The 14,306-nt window shown below is 69.4% G+C and carries 10 protein-coding genes; 4 read left to right on the forward strand and 6 right to left on the reverse strand.

Going from position 1 to position 14,306, the window contains the following annotated elements:
* Positions 1–72: 72 nt before the first annotated feature.
* Together OX958_RS20545 and OX958_RS20550 are read left to right on the forward strand one after the other, a co-directional pair.
* A complete protein-coding gene (locus OX958_RS20545) occupies positions 73–1,878 on the forward strand; it encodes a hypothetical protein (protein ID WP_270130625.1) in 1,806 nt (601 codons plus the stop codon).
* Positions 1,875–3,098 carry an acyltransferase family protein gene (locus tag OX958_RS20550; protein WP_270130627.1) on the forward strand — a complete coding sequence of 408 codons (1,224 nt, stop codon included), beginning with the start codon at positions 1,875–1,877 and terminating at the stop codon, positions 3,096–3,098. Before OX958_RS20545 ends, OX958_RS20550 begins: the two co-directional genes overlap by 4 nt.
* Here OX958_RS20550 and OX958_RS20555 read toward each other — a convergent pair.
* Together OX958_RS20555 and OX958_RS20560 are read right to left on the reverse strand one after the other, a co-directional pair.
* On the reverse strand, positions 2,987–7,063 hold the full coding sequence (locus tag OX958_RS20555; RefSeq protein WP_270130629.1) for an alpha-(1->3)-arabinofuranosyltransferase: 4,077 nt from the start codon (positions 7,061–7,063) through the stop codon (positions 2,987–2,989). The two genes, OX958_RS20550 and OX958_RS20555, sit on opposite strands and share 112 nt — an antisense overlap.
* Positions 7,060–7,818: a class I SAM-dependent methyltransferase gene (locus OX958_RS20560; protein WP_270130631.1), complete on the reverse strand. Its 759-nt coding sequence runs from the start codon at positions 7,816–7,818 to the stop codon at positions 7,060–7,062. Before OX958_RS20560 ends, OX958_RS20555 begins: the two co-directional genes overlap by 4 nt.
* Before the next feature lie 104 nt (positions 7,819–7,922).
* Here OX958_RS20560 and OX958_RS20565 point away from each other — a divergent pair, with 104 nt between their 5' ends.
* Positions 7,923–9,050 (forward strand): glycosyltransferase family 4 protein, encoded by a 1,128-nt coding sequence (locus tag OX958_RS20565; protein WP_270130633.1) that lies wholly within the window; start codon positions 7,923–7,925, stop codon positions 9,048–9,050.
* 21 nt (positions 9,051–9,071) lie between these two features.
* Here the strand turns inward: OX958_RS20565 and OX958_RS20570 are convergent, their stop codons facing one another.
* The gene (locus tag OX958_RS20570) at positions 9,072–9,239 is read right to left on the reverse strand and encodes a DUF2613 family protein (protein ID WP_270130635.1); all 168 of its coding nucleotides are present in this window, start codon (positions 9,237–9,239) and stop codon (positions 9,072–9,074) included.
* A gap of 55 nt (positions 9,240–9,294) precedes the next feature.
* Positions 9,295–11,061 carry a hypothetical protein gene (locus tag OX958_RS20575; RefSeq protein ID WP_270130636.1) on the reverse strand — a complete coding sequence of 589 codons (1,767 nt, stop codon included), beginning with the start codon at positions 11,059–11,061 and terminating at the stop codon, positions 9,295–9,297.
* 63 nt (positions 11,062–11,124) lie between these two features.
* On the opposite strand from OX958_RS20575, the gene OX958_RS20580 reads away from it, so the two are divergent.
* The gene (locus OX958_RS20580; protein WP_270130637.1) at positions 11,125–12,393 is read left to right on the forward strand and encodes a lipopolysaccharide biosynthesis protein; all 1,269 of its coding nucleotides are present in this window, start codon (positions 11,125–11,127) and stop codon (positions 12,391–12,393) included.
* Between the two features lie 7 nt (positions 12,394–12,400).
* Here the strand turns inward: OX958_RS20580 and OX958_RS20585 are convergent, their stop codons facing one another.
* Both OX958_RS20585 and OX958_RS20590 read right to left on the reverse strand, forming a co-directional pair.
* The gene (locus OX958_RS20585) at positions 12,401–13,378 is read right to left on the reverse strand and encodes an ABC transporter permease (protein ID WP_270130639.1); all 978 of its coding nucleotides are present in this window, start codon (positions 13,376–13,378) and stop codon (positions 12,401–12,403) included.
* A gap of 4 nt (positions 13,379–13,382) precedes the next feature.
* Positions 13,383–14,306, reverse strand: coding sequence for a carbohydrate ABC transporter permease (locus OX958_RS20590; RefSeq protein WP_270130641.1), 924 nt, complete (start codon positions 14,304–14,306; stop codon positions 13,383–13,385).

Consider the following 14,306-nt stretch of genomic DNA (forward strand, 5'->3'; position numbering starts at 1 on the left):
AGTAGGTGTCTTGAACAGAGACCGGCGGCGAGAAAGTCCGGCAGTGGCCGAACTGTCATATAGTCCGGCCCCATGAGTACGTTCTGGGGGGCGTCCGGACGGCTGCGTGCCGCGCCGGAAGAGGCGGTACTGCGGGTCGTGGCGGTGACGATCGCGATCGTCCAGGCCGTCGTGCTCGGCGTGCTGGCCCGCCGCGGCTCCTGGATGAGCGACGACCTGGAGTTCCTGGTGCAGGGCGGCCGCGGCTTCGCGCCCGGCGAGCTGCTCACCCCGGTCAACGACCACATCGCGCCCGGCCTGCGGTTCGTCTACGCGGTCTTCGCCCAGCTGGCCCCGCTGAACCACGACCTCACCGTCGCCTGGCGCGTCCTGATGCAGGCGCTCGCGATCACCCTGCTGGGCTTCCTCCTGCTGCGCCTGCTGGGCAGGAACTGGTGGGTGGTGGCCGGCACGGCCCTCTACGCGCTCGCTCCGGTCAGCATGCCGTCGTTCATGTCGCTGTCCAGCGCGGTCAACAACCTGCCGGCCCACGTCTTCGGGCTGCTGGTCCTGCACGCCACCCTCGACTGGTACTCCGGCAACCGGCGGCGGGCAGTTGCCTACGGCCCCTTGTCGCTGCTGATCTCGTTGGCCTGCTGGGAGAAGTCGGGTCTCGTCCTGGTGACCGCGCTCGCCCTGGCGCTCTATCTCCGCAAGGTCCCGCTGCGCGAGTGGCTTCGGCAGAGCCTGCCGCTCGGCGCCGCGTTCGCCGTACCGGTGGTTGCCTTCGGCATCGTCTATCTGACCAACGGGCAGCCCTCGGCCGGCCGGCTGCCCGGCTTCGGTGACCTGGTGGAGCTGGCCGGGCGCGCGTTCGCCGTACCGATCGGGTCGCTGGCCGGCGGGCCGTGGCGATGGAGCCCGATCGCCGTACCGTTCGGGCTGGCCGATGCGCCCGCCGCCGCGCTGGTGATCGGTTCAGTCGTGTGCGCGTTCCTGTTGTTCGTCGCCTGGCGCTCGAACCGGCGGGCCTTGCTGGTGTGGGGATCCGTGCTCGCCTACGTGCTGACCACCTGGCTGCTCGTCTCGTACGGCCGGTTCGAGACCTTCGGTGGGGTCTTCACCCTGCACTACCACTACTGGTCGGACCTCTCGATCCCGTTGACCCTCGCCGTCGTCCTGACCGCGCGAGCCGTCAAGCTGCCGGCCTGGCCGGCCCGTACGATTCCGGCCGCCGTCGCGTTCTGCCTGGTCGCCTGGACGGCCGGCGCCGTGGTCTCCGCGGCCGGCTTCGCCCAGCTCTGGGGACAGAACCCGTCCCGCGCCTACTTCGACACCCTCACCGCCGAACTGCAAGAAGCCGGCCCGTCGGTCAACCTGTGGGACATCACCATGCCGGCGAGCTTCTCGACGATCCTGTCCAAGGACAACCGCCTCTCCCCCGTACTCCGCACCGCCGGCATCCCGTTCCGCCTGCAAGGACCCGGCGGCGATCCGTACACGGTCTCCGAGGCCGGCCGGCTCCAGCCCACCTCGTTCTTCATCTGGGCGAAGACCAGCACCCCTGGCGACTGCAAGACGTGGCTGCACGGGACGAAGCCGCTCGAGCAGTCGCTGCGGCGGGTCGGGGTCGGCTTCGGTCCGACCCGCTGGTTCGCCCGGCTCGCCTACACCACCACCCGGGAGTCACGGGTCCAGGTCGAGCTGATCGATGCCGGCGGCAAGGTGGTGGCGATGCCGCTGCCCGCGGACCCCTGGCCCAGCAGCGGTCTGGCCAACATGTACTTCGGGCCGTCCGAGCCGATCGAGCCCGTCACCGTGCGGCTGCGTAACCTCGACCCGAACGTCGACATCTGTCTCGGCGGATTCGACCTCGGCCTACCTCAGGGGACTGGATGAGACGCACAAGGTTCCCGGCCCTCGACGGGCTCCGGGCGATCGGCGCTCTCGCCGTCCTGACGACGCACGTCGGTTTCAACACCGGTGAGTCGCTGAACGGTCCACTGGCGGGCCTGCTGGCCCGGCTGGACATCGGGGTGGCGATCTTCTTCGTCATCTCCGGCTTCCTGCTCTACCGGCCGCACGTGGTCGCGTGGTTCGAGGAGACCGAGCCGCCGCTGCTGCTCCCCTACCTACGCAACCGGGCCCTTCGGATCGTGCCCGCCCTGTGGGTCGCCGTCCTGCTGGCCGTGTTCCTGGTGCAGAACGACCAGCCCGTCGGGTGGATGTCCTACCTGCGGGAGGCCACCTTCACCAACATCTACGTCGACGGGCCGTCCGTGCACGGCATGACGCAGATGTGGAGCCTGTCCACCGAGGTCGCGTTCTACCTGCTGCTGCCGTTCCTCGCGAAGCTGCTGACCAGCTACGAGCGGCCGACCAGGCGCGCCGTGCGTTGGCGGCTGGCGGTGCTGTTCGGCTTCACGTTGCTCGGACCGCTCTGGATGGGCGTGATCACCGCGACCGACAACGCGCGCGCAGGTCTCTGGCTGCCCGGTTACATCGGCTGGTTCGCGGTCGGCATGGGCCTGGCTCTGTGGCAGGTGGCCCGCGCCAGTGGCCGGCTGGGACCGTCCGTGCTGGACACCCTCACCAAGATCCCCGGCACCGTCTGGGGAATCGCCGCAGCGCTCTTCCTGATCGCCACCAGCCCGCTCGCCGGTCCGTACGGTCTGTCCGCCTCGACCGTCGGCCAGGCGGTGCTGAAGGACGCCCTCTACACCGGGATCGCCGCCTGTGTGGTGTTTCCCGCGATCACCCCGACCCGCCGGACGGTCGCCGTCCTCGGCAGCAGGGCCGGCCGCTTCGCCGGTGACATCTCGTACGGCGTGTTCGTCTACCACACGATCGTGCTGAGCCTGATGCAGCAACTGGTCGGTCAGACTCTCTTCGACGGCCGGTTCGCGATCCTCTTCTGGCCGACGCTGCTCGTGTCGGTGGCGGTGGCCACGGCCAGCTACTACGGGCTGGAGCGGCCGATGATGCGCTGGGGACGGCGCGACCGCAGCTACGACGTCTCCGGCGTCGGCCGGGACAGCAACGCCAACGCACAGCCGAAGAGGATCGACGACTGGACGAAGCCGGAGGTCAAACCCGTCCCGCCGTCCGGCCAGGGCTGAACCGCGGCGACCAGCGAACCCAGCAGGACCACGCCGACCACCACGGCGATGAGTTCGAACCGGCGACCGGTCAGCAACCAGGCCAGCAGCGCCGCGGCCAAGGTGGCCGCGAGTCCGATCCAGCCGGCGATGAACGTGCCTGCTGCCACCGCGAGCACGGAAGCCAGCCAAGGAGCCATCCGGCCGGCTTCCCGTAGCCGGTGGCCGGTGTGCCGTGACCGGCGACGCGAGAAGATCGCCAGTCCGGCGACGCCCAGGAAGGTCACCAGACCGACCAGCAAGCCGGCGCGGTAGTCCCGGTCGGGGGTGAAGCGCGCGGTGACCACCTGCTCGGGACCGGCCGGAAGAATCCATCCCTGTTGCCAGCCGCCGACGCGCAGCGGAGCCAGCTTGCGTCCACTGCTGTCGTAGGCCTCCCAGCCGGTGCTGAAGTTCTGGGCGACCGTCAGGACGGACTGCTCGTCAGCCTGCGGTACTTCGAGAGTGAGCGACGCCGGCGTCGCCCGCCAGACGTCCACACTCTTGACCGGCGTGGGGGTGGCCGCGAAGCCGGGCCGGATCAGCTTGACCTCGACCGGCACGAAGTCGGCGCTCGCCAGGATGTCCAGGGTGTGCCGGCCGGCCGGCAACCGCACGGCGTTCTGCTTGCAGAGCGTGAATCCGACCGGCCGTCGCTGCAGGACGTCCCGGACCGTCCCGGTCAGCTTCGTGGGCAGATCCACGCCGTCGACGCGGACCGACGGCCCGAAGCCGCAGAGCGATCCGGTCGCGGCGTCCAGGTCGACCGGCTTGCGGAGTTCGTCGATCCCGAGCACGCGCAGCTCGGAGACACCGACCGGGAGGTGCCGGGCGAACCCGCTGGCCGAGTCCACGTCGACGGACCGGTTGTCGGCGGTGAAGGTGACCTGGATCCGCCTCGTCACGGTGGTTCCGGCCGGTAGTGCGACGAAGCCCTCCGGATCGATCTTGTAGACCGAGCTCGGGCCCCCGTCCAGTCGCAGGGTCACGATGGTCGGCCGCGACGCCGCCAGGTAGGGGTCGGTCAGGAACTGGAGTCCGGTGACCGGCTTTTTCCTTGCCCCCGGCAACCTCAGGAACAGCTTCGGCTGCAGGTCGGCCGGGCCGGCCACCCACCCGGTACCGAGCTCCCGGTCGACCACCGCACCCGGCCGGCCCTCCGGCGCGGTGACCGCGCGGGACGACGCGGTCGCGCGGATCGGCGCCGGCCGGTCCAGCAGACGCTCCACGGCGTCGCCGTCCTTCGGCAACGCCGTCCCCTGCAGCCGGTACGCCGCGGCCTCGGGCAGCTCGACGCTGCGCAGCAGTCCCGTCGCTTCCTCGGAGTCCCGGGCGAAGCCATCGCGGCACAGCGGCCGGGTGCCGGCGTGCAGACAAGCCGAACGGCCGGCCTGCTGGTTCCGGAACACCAGCGCGTCTGGCCGCCGGTCAGGCACGGCTGGAATCAGCAGTCTGCTCGCCGGTGTCACGCCGGGCAGTGAGAGCTCGGAGATCGAGACGCCGTTGGGGTTCTTGCCGTCCGTCACGCCGACGGTGATTCGCAGCCGCTGGGTGGTGCCCGGCGGTGCGGTCAGGCGCTGCGGCTGGTCGGTGTTCTGGACGACGGTGGTCAGCGAGCCGCGGTCGGAGTCGATCTTGAGGGTGCGGACCCCTTCCGTGGTCGGGGCCGCCAGGGAGAACCGCACCTCCAGGTTCTCCAGCGACTGCGGCTCCGCGAAGGTCAGCTCGAGCCACTCCCCGCTGCTCCGGCCGTAGTTGCCCGAGACCCAGCGGGTCATGGGATCGCCGTCGACGGCTGCCGCCGGCCCGTTGCCCGGCCCGAGCCGCAAGGTCGCGTCCGCATCCGCTGCCGACGAGGAGGCTCGGACGTCGGTGACGCCGCCCGCCCACGATCGCGTCGTCAACGCGGCCGCCGGGTCGACGACATAGTCGAGCGTGCGTCGTTTCTGCCGGCCAGGATCGTCGGCGGTCAGTACAGGCGACGCATTGTCCGCGGATCTGCCGACAGTCACCTCCCGGCGTTGCAGGCCGTCGGTCTGGACCAACTGAAGCTTGCCGAGGTTCTTGGCGTCAGTACTCGTCACTGCCTCCCGTGAGCCACCCAGAGCAGTCAGCACACCCGGCACATCTTCAGGAGCGCCGCGAACCTCCAGCAGCTGCGACTGCGGGACCAGCCGAGCCGGGCTGACCTCACCGACGTCGTAGATCTCCACGCTGGGGTAAGGGAGTCGCGTGTGCTCGTCGAGCGTCAGGCCGGGCCGCTCCATGGCGCTGCCGGTCGGCGGTCCGAAATACGCGACTCGCTTCAGGCCGGACTCGTCCAGGCTCTCGTGGACAGCCATCGTCGGGCTCACCTGCGCATCGATCCGCAGGTCGTTCCGTACGACGACGTACTTCACGCCCGCCCGGGCCAGTGCTTGCTGCAGCGTCTTGTCGCCGACCCCTGAGCCCAGGCGCCGCTCCACCTCGTCCAGCCAGCGCGTAGTACCGGCCGAGCCGAGCGGTACTGCGTCGCGAACCGCCATCGGCCGCTTCAGCAGCGCCTGGAACGGCTCATCCTTGGTGGAGCCCCAGGTGAAGTCCGCGAACGACGCAGCCGGTACGACGAGCACACTGCCCTTGGTCGGCTGGTCGTCGAGCCAGGTGGCCGCCTCCCGCCAGTGCGCCGGGATCGCCTCGTAGGACTCCGGCCGCGGCAACTGAGCGAACAGCGCGGGCGTGGCGATCGACACGACCAGGAAAGCCGCCACGATCGGCACGATGCGGCGGTGGACGCCACGGGCCGTTGCCCAGGCCGTCAGGCGCGTCAACGCGTGCGCTGCCGCCAGCACGAGCGGCAGCCTCACCACCAGCTCGAACTTGTGGGTGTTACGGATAGCGGCCAGCGGTCCGTCCAGCAGCTCGTGCAGCTGTGAGGCGAGCGGCGTACCGGCTGTGCCGGCGTAGCCGAGCGTCACCAGCAGGAGGCCGACCACCAGGGAGAGTTGCAGGAAGCCGCGGTGCTTCAACGTGCCCATGGCCAGGCCCACCAGCCCCAGCAGGGCGATGGTGGCCGAGGTGAGGATCAAGGCCGGCTGCGTGACGTAGAGCCAGCCCGCCGGCCAGGTCGGACCATCTCCTGCCAGCAGGAAGTTCAGCCACTGCGACGTGCCGCGGAAGGACTCGAAGATGCTCGCCTTGCTGGTGGTGACCGCGGCGTTCTCGATCCAGTCCAGGAAGGGCGGGCTGTAGCGGCCCAGCATCACCAGCGGGACCAGCCACCAGAAGGAGACGGCCAGCACGCAGCCGAACCAGCCCAGGGCGACCTTGAGGGTCGACTTGTCCAGGCGCCGGGTGATCAGCCACAACGCCGGCAGCACCAGCGTGGCGCCGGTCGCTACCGCATTCACTCCCCCGACCAGTCCGAACGCCACAGCGGACCAGCCGACCCGCCACCAGCCGGAACGGGCTTTCGGGGTCACCAGCGGCAGCAGCACCCAGGGAGCCATCGCGAGCGGCCACACCTCGATGGAGGTGATCGCGACCTCGCCGAGCATCCGGGGACTCAACGCGTAGAACAGCGCGACCACAAAGCGAGCCCACGGAGCGCCGTACCCGAGAGCACCGCAGAGCTTCCAGACGCCGAGGAACGCCACGCACATGACCAGCGACCACCACAGTCGCTGGGTGACCCAGCCCGGCACCGACAGTGTGTCCAGCAGCCAATGGAACGGGCCCATCGGCAGCAGGTAGCCGTAGGCCTGGTTCTGCAGTTGCCCGAAGGCGCCCTGCGGGTCCCACAGGTGCAACGACCGGGCCAGGAAGGCGCCAGGTCCGGCGGTCAGGTCGAGTTTGGTGTCGGGCACGATCTTCCCCGGCGCCTGGTGGAAGCACAGGGCGATCAGGACCAGGCAGCCCAGCAGCAGCCGGGCCCGCCAGATCACCTTCTCCTTGCTCGGTGCCTTCATCGGCGCCGGAGCACGACTACGAGGTTCCAGGTCGCGAACTCCCGCACCCCCGGCACCGCCAGTACGCCGTACGCCCAGCGCGGGTGGTAGCGCGGGAAGGCCGCCACCAGTTCGGCGCCGGCGCAGGACCGGGCCCAGCGCAGACCGCCGGCCACCGTGATGGGGAACAGCGACTCACCGAACTTGTTCTTCGGCGGCTTGCCCTGCTTGCGCTCGTAGCGCCGCGCCGCCCGGTGGCCGCCGAGGAAGTGCCAGGGAGCGGTCTCGTGCCCGCCGTGCAGGCCCCACCAGCCGGTGTAGGACAGGAAGATCGTGCCGCCCGGCTTGGTGACGCGAACCATCTCGTCGGCCATCAGCCACGGGTCGGGCACGTGCTCGAGCACGTTCGAGGAGAAGCAGACGTCGATCTGGCCGTCGGCGATCGGCAGCGCCATCCCGCTGGCCAGGACGGTGCCGGGCATCGGCTCGCCCCGGCCGCTCAGTTCGCCCAGGTCGGAGTCGATCGCGTAGTACGTCGCTCCCGCGGCCCGGAAGGCGTCGGCGAAGTAGCCCGGGCCGCCGCCCACGTCGAGCATCCGCGCGCCGCGCAGGTCGACGTACGACGACAACTGGCCGGCCGAGTCCGCGGCCAGCGTGCCGTAGAAGTGGTCGGGATCGGTCTGCTCGACCCCGAACGCCCGGAGCAGCCGCACGGCACGCCCGAGGTCGGCCGTCCAGCCGACGGCGGTCACAGGGCTCGGAATCGCTTCGGGCACAGGCCGGACCCTAACCGATTTCACGACCTCTGGCGGACATCGTTACTCCCTGGTAACCTCGCGGCCTGATCTCCGGGGGCGGACTTAGTGAGGGTGGGACCGAAGTGGGGCGCGAGCAGAGCGTGCTGTTGCTGAACTGGCGGGACACGACGAACCCCGAGGGTGGTGGTTCGGAGAGGTGCGTGGAGGAGGTCGCCAGAGGCCTTGCTGCGATGGGCTGGTCCGTCACCATGCTCTGCGCCGCGTATCCCGGCAGTCCCCGCGAGGCCCGCCGCCACGACGTCCGCTACCTGTACCGCGGCAGCAAGGTGACGGTTTACCTCGCCGGCCTGCTCTACACGCTGCTGCAGCGCCCTGCCCACGTCATCGACGTGCAGAACGGCCTCCCATTCTTTACCCGCCTCGTACGTCGTACCGGCGTCGTCGTGCTGGTCCACCACGTGCACGAAGAGCAGTGGCAGGTCGTCTACCCGGGCTGGAAGGGACGCCTGGGCTGGTGGCTGGAGTCCAGGCTCGCCCCCTGGCTCTACCGTGACTGCCGCTACGTCACGGTCTCCTCCGCGTCGCGCGACGAACTACACGCGCTGGGCATCGAGAAGGCCCGGATCGACGTCATCCACAACGGCACCGACCCGGCACCGCCTCGCCAACTGGAGCAGGCGGCCGCGCCGACCGTGGTCTGCGTCGGGCGGATCGTGCCGCACAAGCAGGTGGAGCACGCGGTCGACGCCATCGCCGAAGCCAGGAAGGTGTTGCCGGACGCACGGCTGCTCGTGGTCGGGTCCGGTTGGTGGGAGGACTCACTGCGCGAGTACGTCGTCTCACGCGGCTTGCAGAACGCTGTCGAGTTCCGCGGACACGTCAGCGAGGCCGACAAGCACGCGGCGTACGACGAGGCCTGGGTGCTCGCGCTGCCGAGCCTCAAGGAGGGCTGGGGCCTGGTGGTCGGCGAGGCTGCGGCGCACGGCGTACCGACTGTTGCTTATCGCAGTGCGGGCGGGCCGACCGAGTCGGTCCAGCACGAGGCCACGGGGCTCCTGGTGGACACCGAGGCCGAGTTCAGCGAGGCGATCCTGTCACTGCTGCAGGACCAGGCTGCCCGGCGCCGGTTGTCGGCGGGCGCGCTCGCGTCGGCGGGCAACTTCACCTGGGGCGCCACGGTCCGCGGCTTCGACCGGGTCCTCACCGGCCAGGTCGTGTCCACGGAGAAGCCGGCCAGCGTCCGACGCTGACCGGCTTTCAGATCCAGCGGGTCACTTGCTCCCGTAGTCGACGATCGGGACGTCCACCTGGCCCTTGCTGGTCTGGCCAGCGGGTGCCTTCGGGTTGTCCTGCACCGTCTGCACCACCCCGACGACAGCGGCGGTCGAAACGGCCATACCAGCGATGACAGCCAGTACGGCACCGATCAGAGTTCCCATGAAGCGTGTCCCCTCCTAGACAAGTAAACCGGATGGTAACAACCGGCCAGTAACTTCACCAGAGCTTGCGGCGGCTCGATCCGCGGCTGATGATTCCGCCCACCGCGGCGAGCACGAGCACCAGGCCGGCCAGCGTCCAGGCGAGCAGAACGAGCACGACCGCCCACGGGCGGCCGGCCTGCTGGTCGGGGGCGCCGGGGAGACTGTAGACCGTCACCGTCGGTCCGGCGAACACCTCGGCCAACTGCGGGGTGAAGTCGCGCGGCGACGGGCCACCGGCCTCCCGGTCCACCACCAGCCAGCCGACTCCCTGCTGTTTCAGTACCGCAGTCGGATCCGTCCGGTCGCGTACTGCCGACCGGAGCGCAGTGGCAATCACAGTCGCCCTCGGGTCCTCCCCTGCCAGCCGGTGGCCGTCGACGATCAGTTCGTCGGGGACGATCGACGGCTTGGTGAAGTAGCGCGGCATCGGGTCGAGCACTGGGCGCCGCCCGTTCCAGCCCGGAGCCCGGTACGACTCGAACGGCCAAGGTATGAACGCGCCCGGCCTGTCGTCAGCAGCCAGCACCCGCCGAGCCTCAGCCCAGTCAGCCGGGTACTGCGCCGACTCGAGCCCGTCGCCGCCTGCCAGCGTCGGTAGCGCAGCGATGGGGATCAACACCGCAGTGGCGCCCACCACCCACTTCAGCCGCGCCACGCCCAGTACTGCGGCCACTGCGGCCCCGAACCCGATCGACTCCAGAAGGACCAACGGGCCGAGGTACCGCTGGCCGTCTCGGAACAAGCCGGCCCCGGGGACCTCGCGCACCGCCCACTCCAGCACGCCAGGCGCCACCACTCCGGCCATTGCGATCACGATGGCCAGCACCGCAGCCGCTACGAGCGCCAGCGCTAGCCGGTCCGACCGCCACCAGATCACCACGCCGACGACAGCCACCAACAGCAGCAGAAAACCGAGCAGCACCGGCACCAGTTGCCCGCGGCTGCCTGGAACGACATCCGCGTTCCAGACTCCTCCCAGGGTCAGGAGAGTGGGCAGCGTGCCGCCGTAGCCCTCGTCCCGCGCCGCGAAGGCCGGAACCGCCGCAGGGTCGGAGGTCGCGGCCGCTGTACGGGCGAGGCCGGCGACGAGCCAGGGTGCGTTCAAGAGGACAGCGCCGAGGAAAACGCGGCTGGGCGAGGACGCGGCTCGAAGAAGGCGGAGCCGCCGGTCGCCTCCACCGGTGTGCTGCGGCGCGGCGTCCGACCTCGGGCTCGGCCAGAACAGGAGGGCAGCGGCCAGCAGCAAGCCGGTGATCCCACCGGATGCCGTGAGCGCGCAGCCGGCCGAAGCCAGCAAGAAGCCGCGCCAGCCCTCGCCGCGTCTCACCTTCAGTGCGCCGCGCACCAGCCACGGCAGGGCGGCGTACCCGAGGAGCAGCGCCCAGGCGCCGAGGTGGAAGCGCTCGGCCACGAACGGGTTCCACACGTAGAGCGTGGTGGCCGCGGCGCCGGCCAGAGGTCCACCCAGCTGCAGAGACCGCCACAGCGCCGTCATGCCCAGCCCGCTCAGCAGCGGGATCGCGACCAGCACCAGCTTGTTCAGCGCCTGACCACCGACCAGTTCGTCCAGTACCGCGACCAGCACGTCCGACGGGACCGCACGCGGTAAGGCGGTTGTGACACCGAACAGGTCAAGCCGTAGCGTGAGGTCCGGCACGAACACCAGGTCGTAGCCGAGCACGTAGCCAGGAGCGAGCAGCGGCGTGGTGATCAGCACTGTCAGCAGTACCGGCCAGGCCCACGGCATCAGCCGGGCCAGCCGGGTGTATCCCCCCTCCACGCCTACCTCCTCGCAAGTAGTCTTCAGCGCAACCTACTCGCCAGCCAGCAGAACAGAAGCCGCATGACCTCTGAGACGACTCCTGACCAGCAGCCCGCCGCGCCGAAGCTCGGCTTCCTGCGCAGCGCGACCGTGGTGGCGGTCGGCATGGCCATCATGAACGTAGCGGCTTACGGTTTCACCTTGTTTGCGGTCCGCAGGCTGGTGCCGGAGCAGTTCAGCGCCGTCATCGCGCTGCTGGGCCTGCTGCTGATCGGCAACGTGGTGCCACTCGGTCTGCAGGCCTCTGGGGCTCGCCGGATCGCCACTCACGTCGGCCCTGGCCGGGAGGCACTCGCCGACGCGCTGCTGAAGGCCGGCCGGCGCTCAGCGCTCGGACTGACCGCGGTGTCCTTGCTGGCGGCTCCGCTGCTGGTGTGGGCACTCCACATCGACTCGATCCTCGCGGTGCTGCTGCTGGCACCGACACTCGGCGGTCTGACGCTGATGGGCTCTCAACTCGGAGTGCTGCAGGGCAGTCAACGCTGGACCGAGTTGGCCGCCATGTACACGGCGGTCGGAGTCGGGCGTTTCGCCTTCGGGGCCGGAGCACTGGTGATCCACCCGAGCCTCACGGCAGCGATGATCGGCGTCGCCATCGGAGCCGCCGTACCGCCTCTGGTCGGCGCTGTGCTCCTCCGCGGCTCGACCGGCGGCACTCCCGCACAGGTGAAGGAGGTGCTGCTGGAGACAGTGCACGGCACCCACGCCCTGCTGGCCTTCTTCGCCATCGCCAACGCCGACGTCCTGCTCGCCCGCAACCTGCTGGACGGCCGGCACAGCGGGTACTACGCCGCCGGCGTCATCGTCGCGAAGGCCTGCCTGTTCCTGCCGCAGTTCGTCATCGTGGTCGTCTTCCCGACCCTCGCCAGCTCCCCCGGCGACACGCTGCGGCTGCGCCGCGCGATCCAGGCGGTCGGTGCGCTCGGCATCTGCTGCGTGCTCGGCGCCTACTTGCTGCCGGACCTGGTCGTGACCGTTGCCGGAGGCAAGGAACAGTACGCCGCCCTCGGCTCGTTCGCCTGGATCTTCGCCGCGGCCGGTTCCTCGTACGCCGTACTGCAACTGGTCGTCTACGCCGCCATCGCGCAGCAGGAGAAGCGCGCCGCGGTGCTGATCTGGATCGGCCTGGTCACGCTGGCGATCGCCGCCTTCGCGGTTCTCGGCACGGAGCTCGTCACCGGCATCGCCGCCATCAAGACCCTGGCCGGCATGACCGCGGCCTGTGCCCTGGTCCTGTCGGCCGCCCTGGCGACGGGTCTCCATCGCCAGACGGCCGGCACACCGGACTAGCCGGGCCTCACCAGAGACTGGACTTGGCGAACTTGCGGGCCAGCGAGTTCGCCAGCACCAGCAGGACCAGACCGATCACCGAACGGAACAGGCCGATCGCCGCGGCGTAACTGAACTGCGGCACCTGCGACGCGAAGCCGAGTTTGTACACGTAGGTGTCGATCACCTCCGAGGTCTGCAGGTTCAGCGTGTTCTGCAGCAGCAGCACCTTCTCGAACCCGACCGACATCATCGAGCCGATGTTCAGGATCAGCAGGATCACCGCCACCGGCCGGATCGCCGGCAGGTCGATGTGCCAGACCCGGCGCAACCTGGAAGCGCCGTCCACGATGGCCGCCTCGTGCAGCTCGGGCGAGACGCTGGTCAGCGCGGCGAGGTAGATGATCGCCGAGAAACCCATCGTCTGCCAGGCACCGGACCAGACGTACAGATGGCGGAAGTAGTCGGGATTGCTGAGCACGTCGATCGGCCCGATCCCGAACTGGCCCAGCAGCTGGTTCAGTACGCCACTGTTCGGGTCGACGATCACCACGATCAGCCCGACCACGACCACGGTGGAGATGAAGTGCGGCGCGTAGGTGATCAGCTGGACCGACCGCCGGTACCAGCGGCGCCGGGCCATGTTCAGGCCGAGCGCCAGCACGATCGGCAGCCAGAAGGTCGCGAGCAGCTCGTAGACGTGCAGCACCAGCGTGTTCTTGAGCAGCCGCCAGAACTGGTACGACTCGACGAACCGTTCGAAGTGCTTGAAACCGACCCACCGGCTGCCGAGGATGCCGTCGACGACGTTGTAGTCCTTGAAGGCGATGATCGCGCCGTACATCGGCCAGTAGGCGAAGATCGCCAGCCAGATCAGCGGCACCGCGAGCATCGCGTAGAGCTGCCAGTTGCGGCGCATCCGGGTGCCGAGGCCGGCTCCGTGCCGGCGGGGACGCGCGGCGGTGGGCGCTGCCGGAGTACGTCGTACCAGAGTGTCCGTGGCCATGGCGTCAGCCCTTCAACGAGCCGACCATGGCCCCCTTGACGAAGTGCTTCTGCACAAAGGGGTAGACCAGCAGGGGTGGGATGGTGGCGATCACGATCAGCGAGAACTTCAGCTGCTCCTGCAGCTCCTTCATCCGGATCAGCTCGGCGGTGTCGCGGACCTGGGACGGGTCGAAGTTGTTCTGGATCAGGATCTGGCGCAGCACCAGCTGCAGCGGGAACAGGTGCTCGCTGGTCAGGAAGATCAGCGCGTTGAACCACGAGTTCCACTGCGCGACCGCGTAGAAGAGCAGGTTCACCGCGATGATCGGCTTGCTCAGCGGCAGCACGATCCGCCAGAAGAAGCCGAAGTCGGTGCAGCCGTCGACCTTGGCCGCCTCGACCAGCTCCTCGGGAATGGTCGACTGGAAGTAGGTCCGGGTGATGATCATGTTCCAGACCGCGAGCGCGGCCGGCAGGATGATCGCCCACCGGGTGTTCAGCAGGCCGACCCGGTCGATCACCAGGTAGGTCGGGATCAGGCCGCCGCTGAACATCATCGTGAAGACGAACAACCCCATGATGAAACCCTTGCCCGGCAGGCCTTTGCGCGACAGCGGGTAGGCCGCGAACAGGGTGAGCACGGTGGCGATCAGGGCGCCGCCGACCGCGTAGAAGACCGAGTTGCTGAACCCGCTGACGATCGAGTCGTAGTCGAAGACCGCCTTGAACGACTCGGTGCTGAAGCCGACCGGCCACAGCCAGACCTTGCCGGAGACCACGTTCTTCGGGTCGCTCAGCGAGGCACTGACCACGTAGACCAGCGGATAGAGCACGGCCAGCGTGAACAGGCCGAGAGCCGCGTAGTTGCACAGCATCACGATCCGGTCGGACCGGGTCTCCTGGACCGGAGCCGGCGCGCCGGTGGGTGCCTCGGTTGCGGTGGCCAT

The sequence above is a fragment of the Kribbella sp. CA-293567 genome, assembly GCF_027627575.1.
GTDB lineage: Bacteria > Actinomycetota > Actinomycetes > Propionibacteriales > Kribbellaceae > Kribbella.

Excerpts from the sequence above, each read along its gene's own strand:
- OX958_RS20550 (WP_270130627.1), top strand. The coding sequence starts at position 1,875 with ATGAGACGCACAAGGTTCCCGGCCCTCGACGGGCTCCGGGCGATCGGC.
- OX958_RS20585 (WP_270130639.1), bottom strand. The coding sequence starts at position 13,378 with ATGGCCACGGACACTCTGGTACGACGTACTCCGGCAGCGCCCACCGCC.
- OX958_RS20570 (WP_270130635.1), bottom strand. The coding sequence starts at position 9,239 with ATGGGAACTCTGATCGGTGCCGTACTGGCTGTCATCGCTGGTATGGCC.
- OX958_RS20545 (WP_270130625.1), top strand. The coding sequence starts at position 73 with ATGAGTACGTTCTGGGGGGCGTCCGGACGGCTGCGTGCCGCGCCGGAA.
- OX958_RS20555 (WP_270130629.1), bottom strand. The coding sequence starts at position 7,063 with ATGAAGGCACCGAGCAAGGAGAAGGTGATCTGGCGGGCCCGGCTGCTG.
- OX958_RS20580 (WP_270130637.1), top strand. The coding sequence starts at position 11,125 with ATGACCTCTGAGACGACTCCTGACCAGCAGCCCGCCGCGCCGAAGCTC.
- OX958_RS20590 (WP_270130641.1), bottom strand. The coding sequence starts at position 14,306 with ATGGCCACCGCAACCGAGGCACCCACCGGCGCGCCGGCTCCGGTCCAG.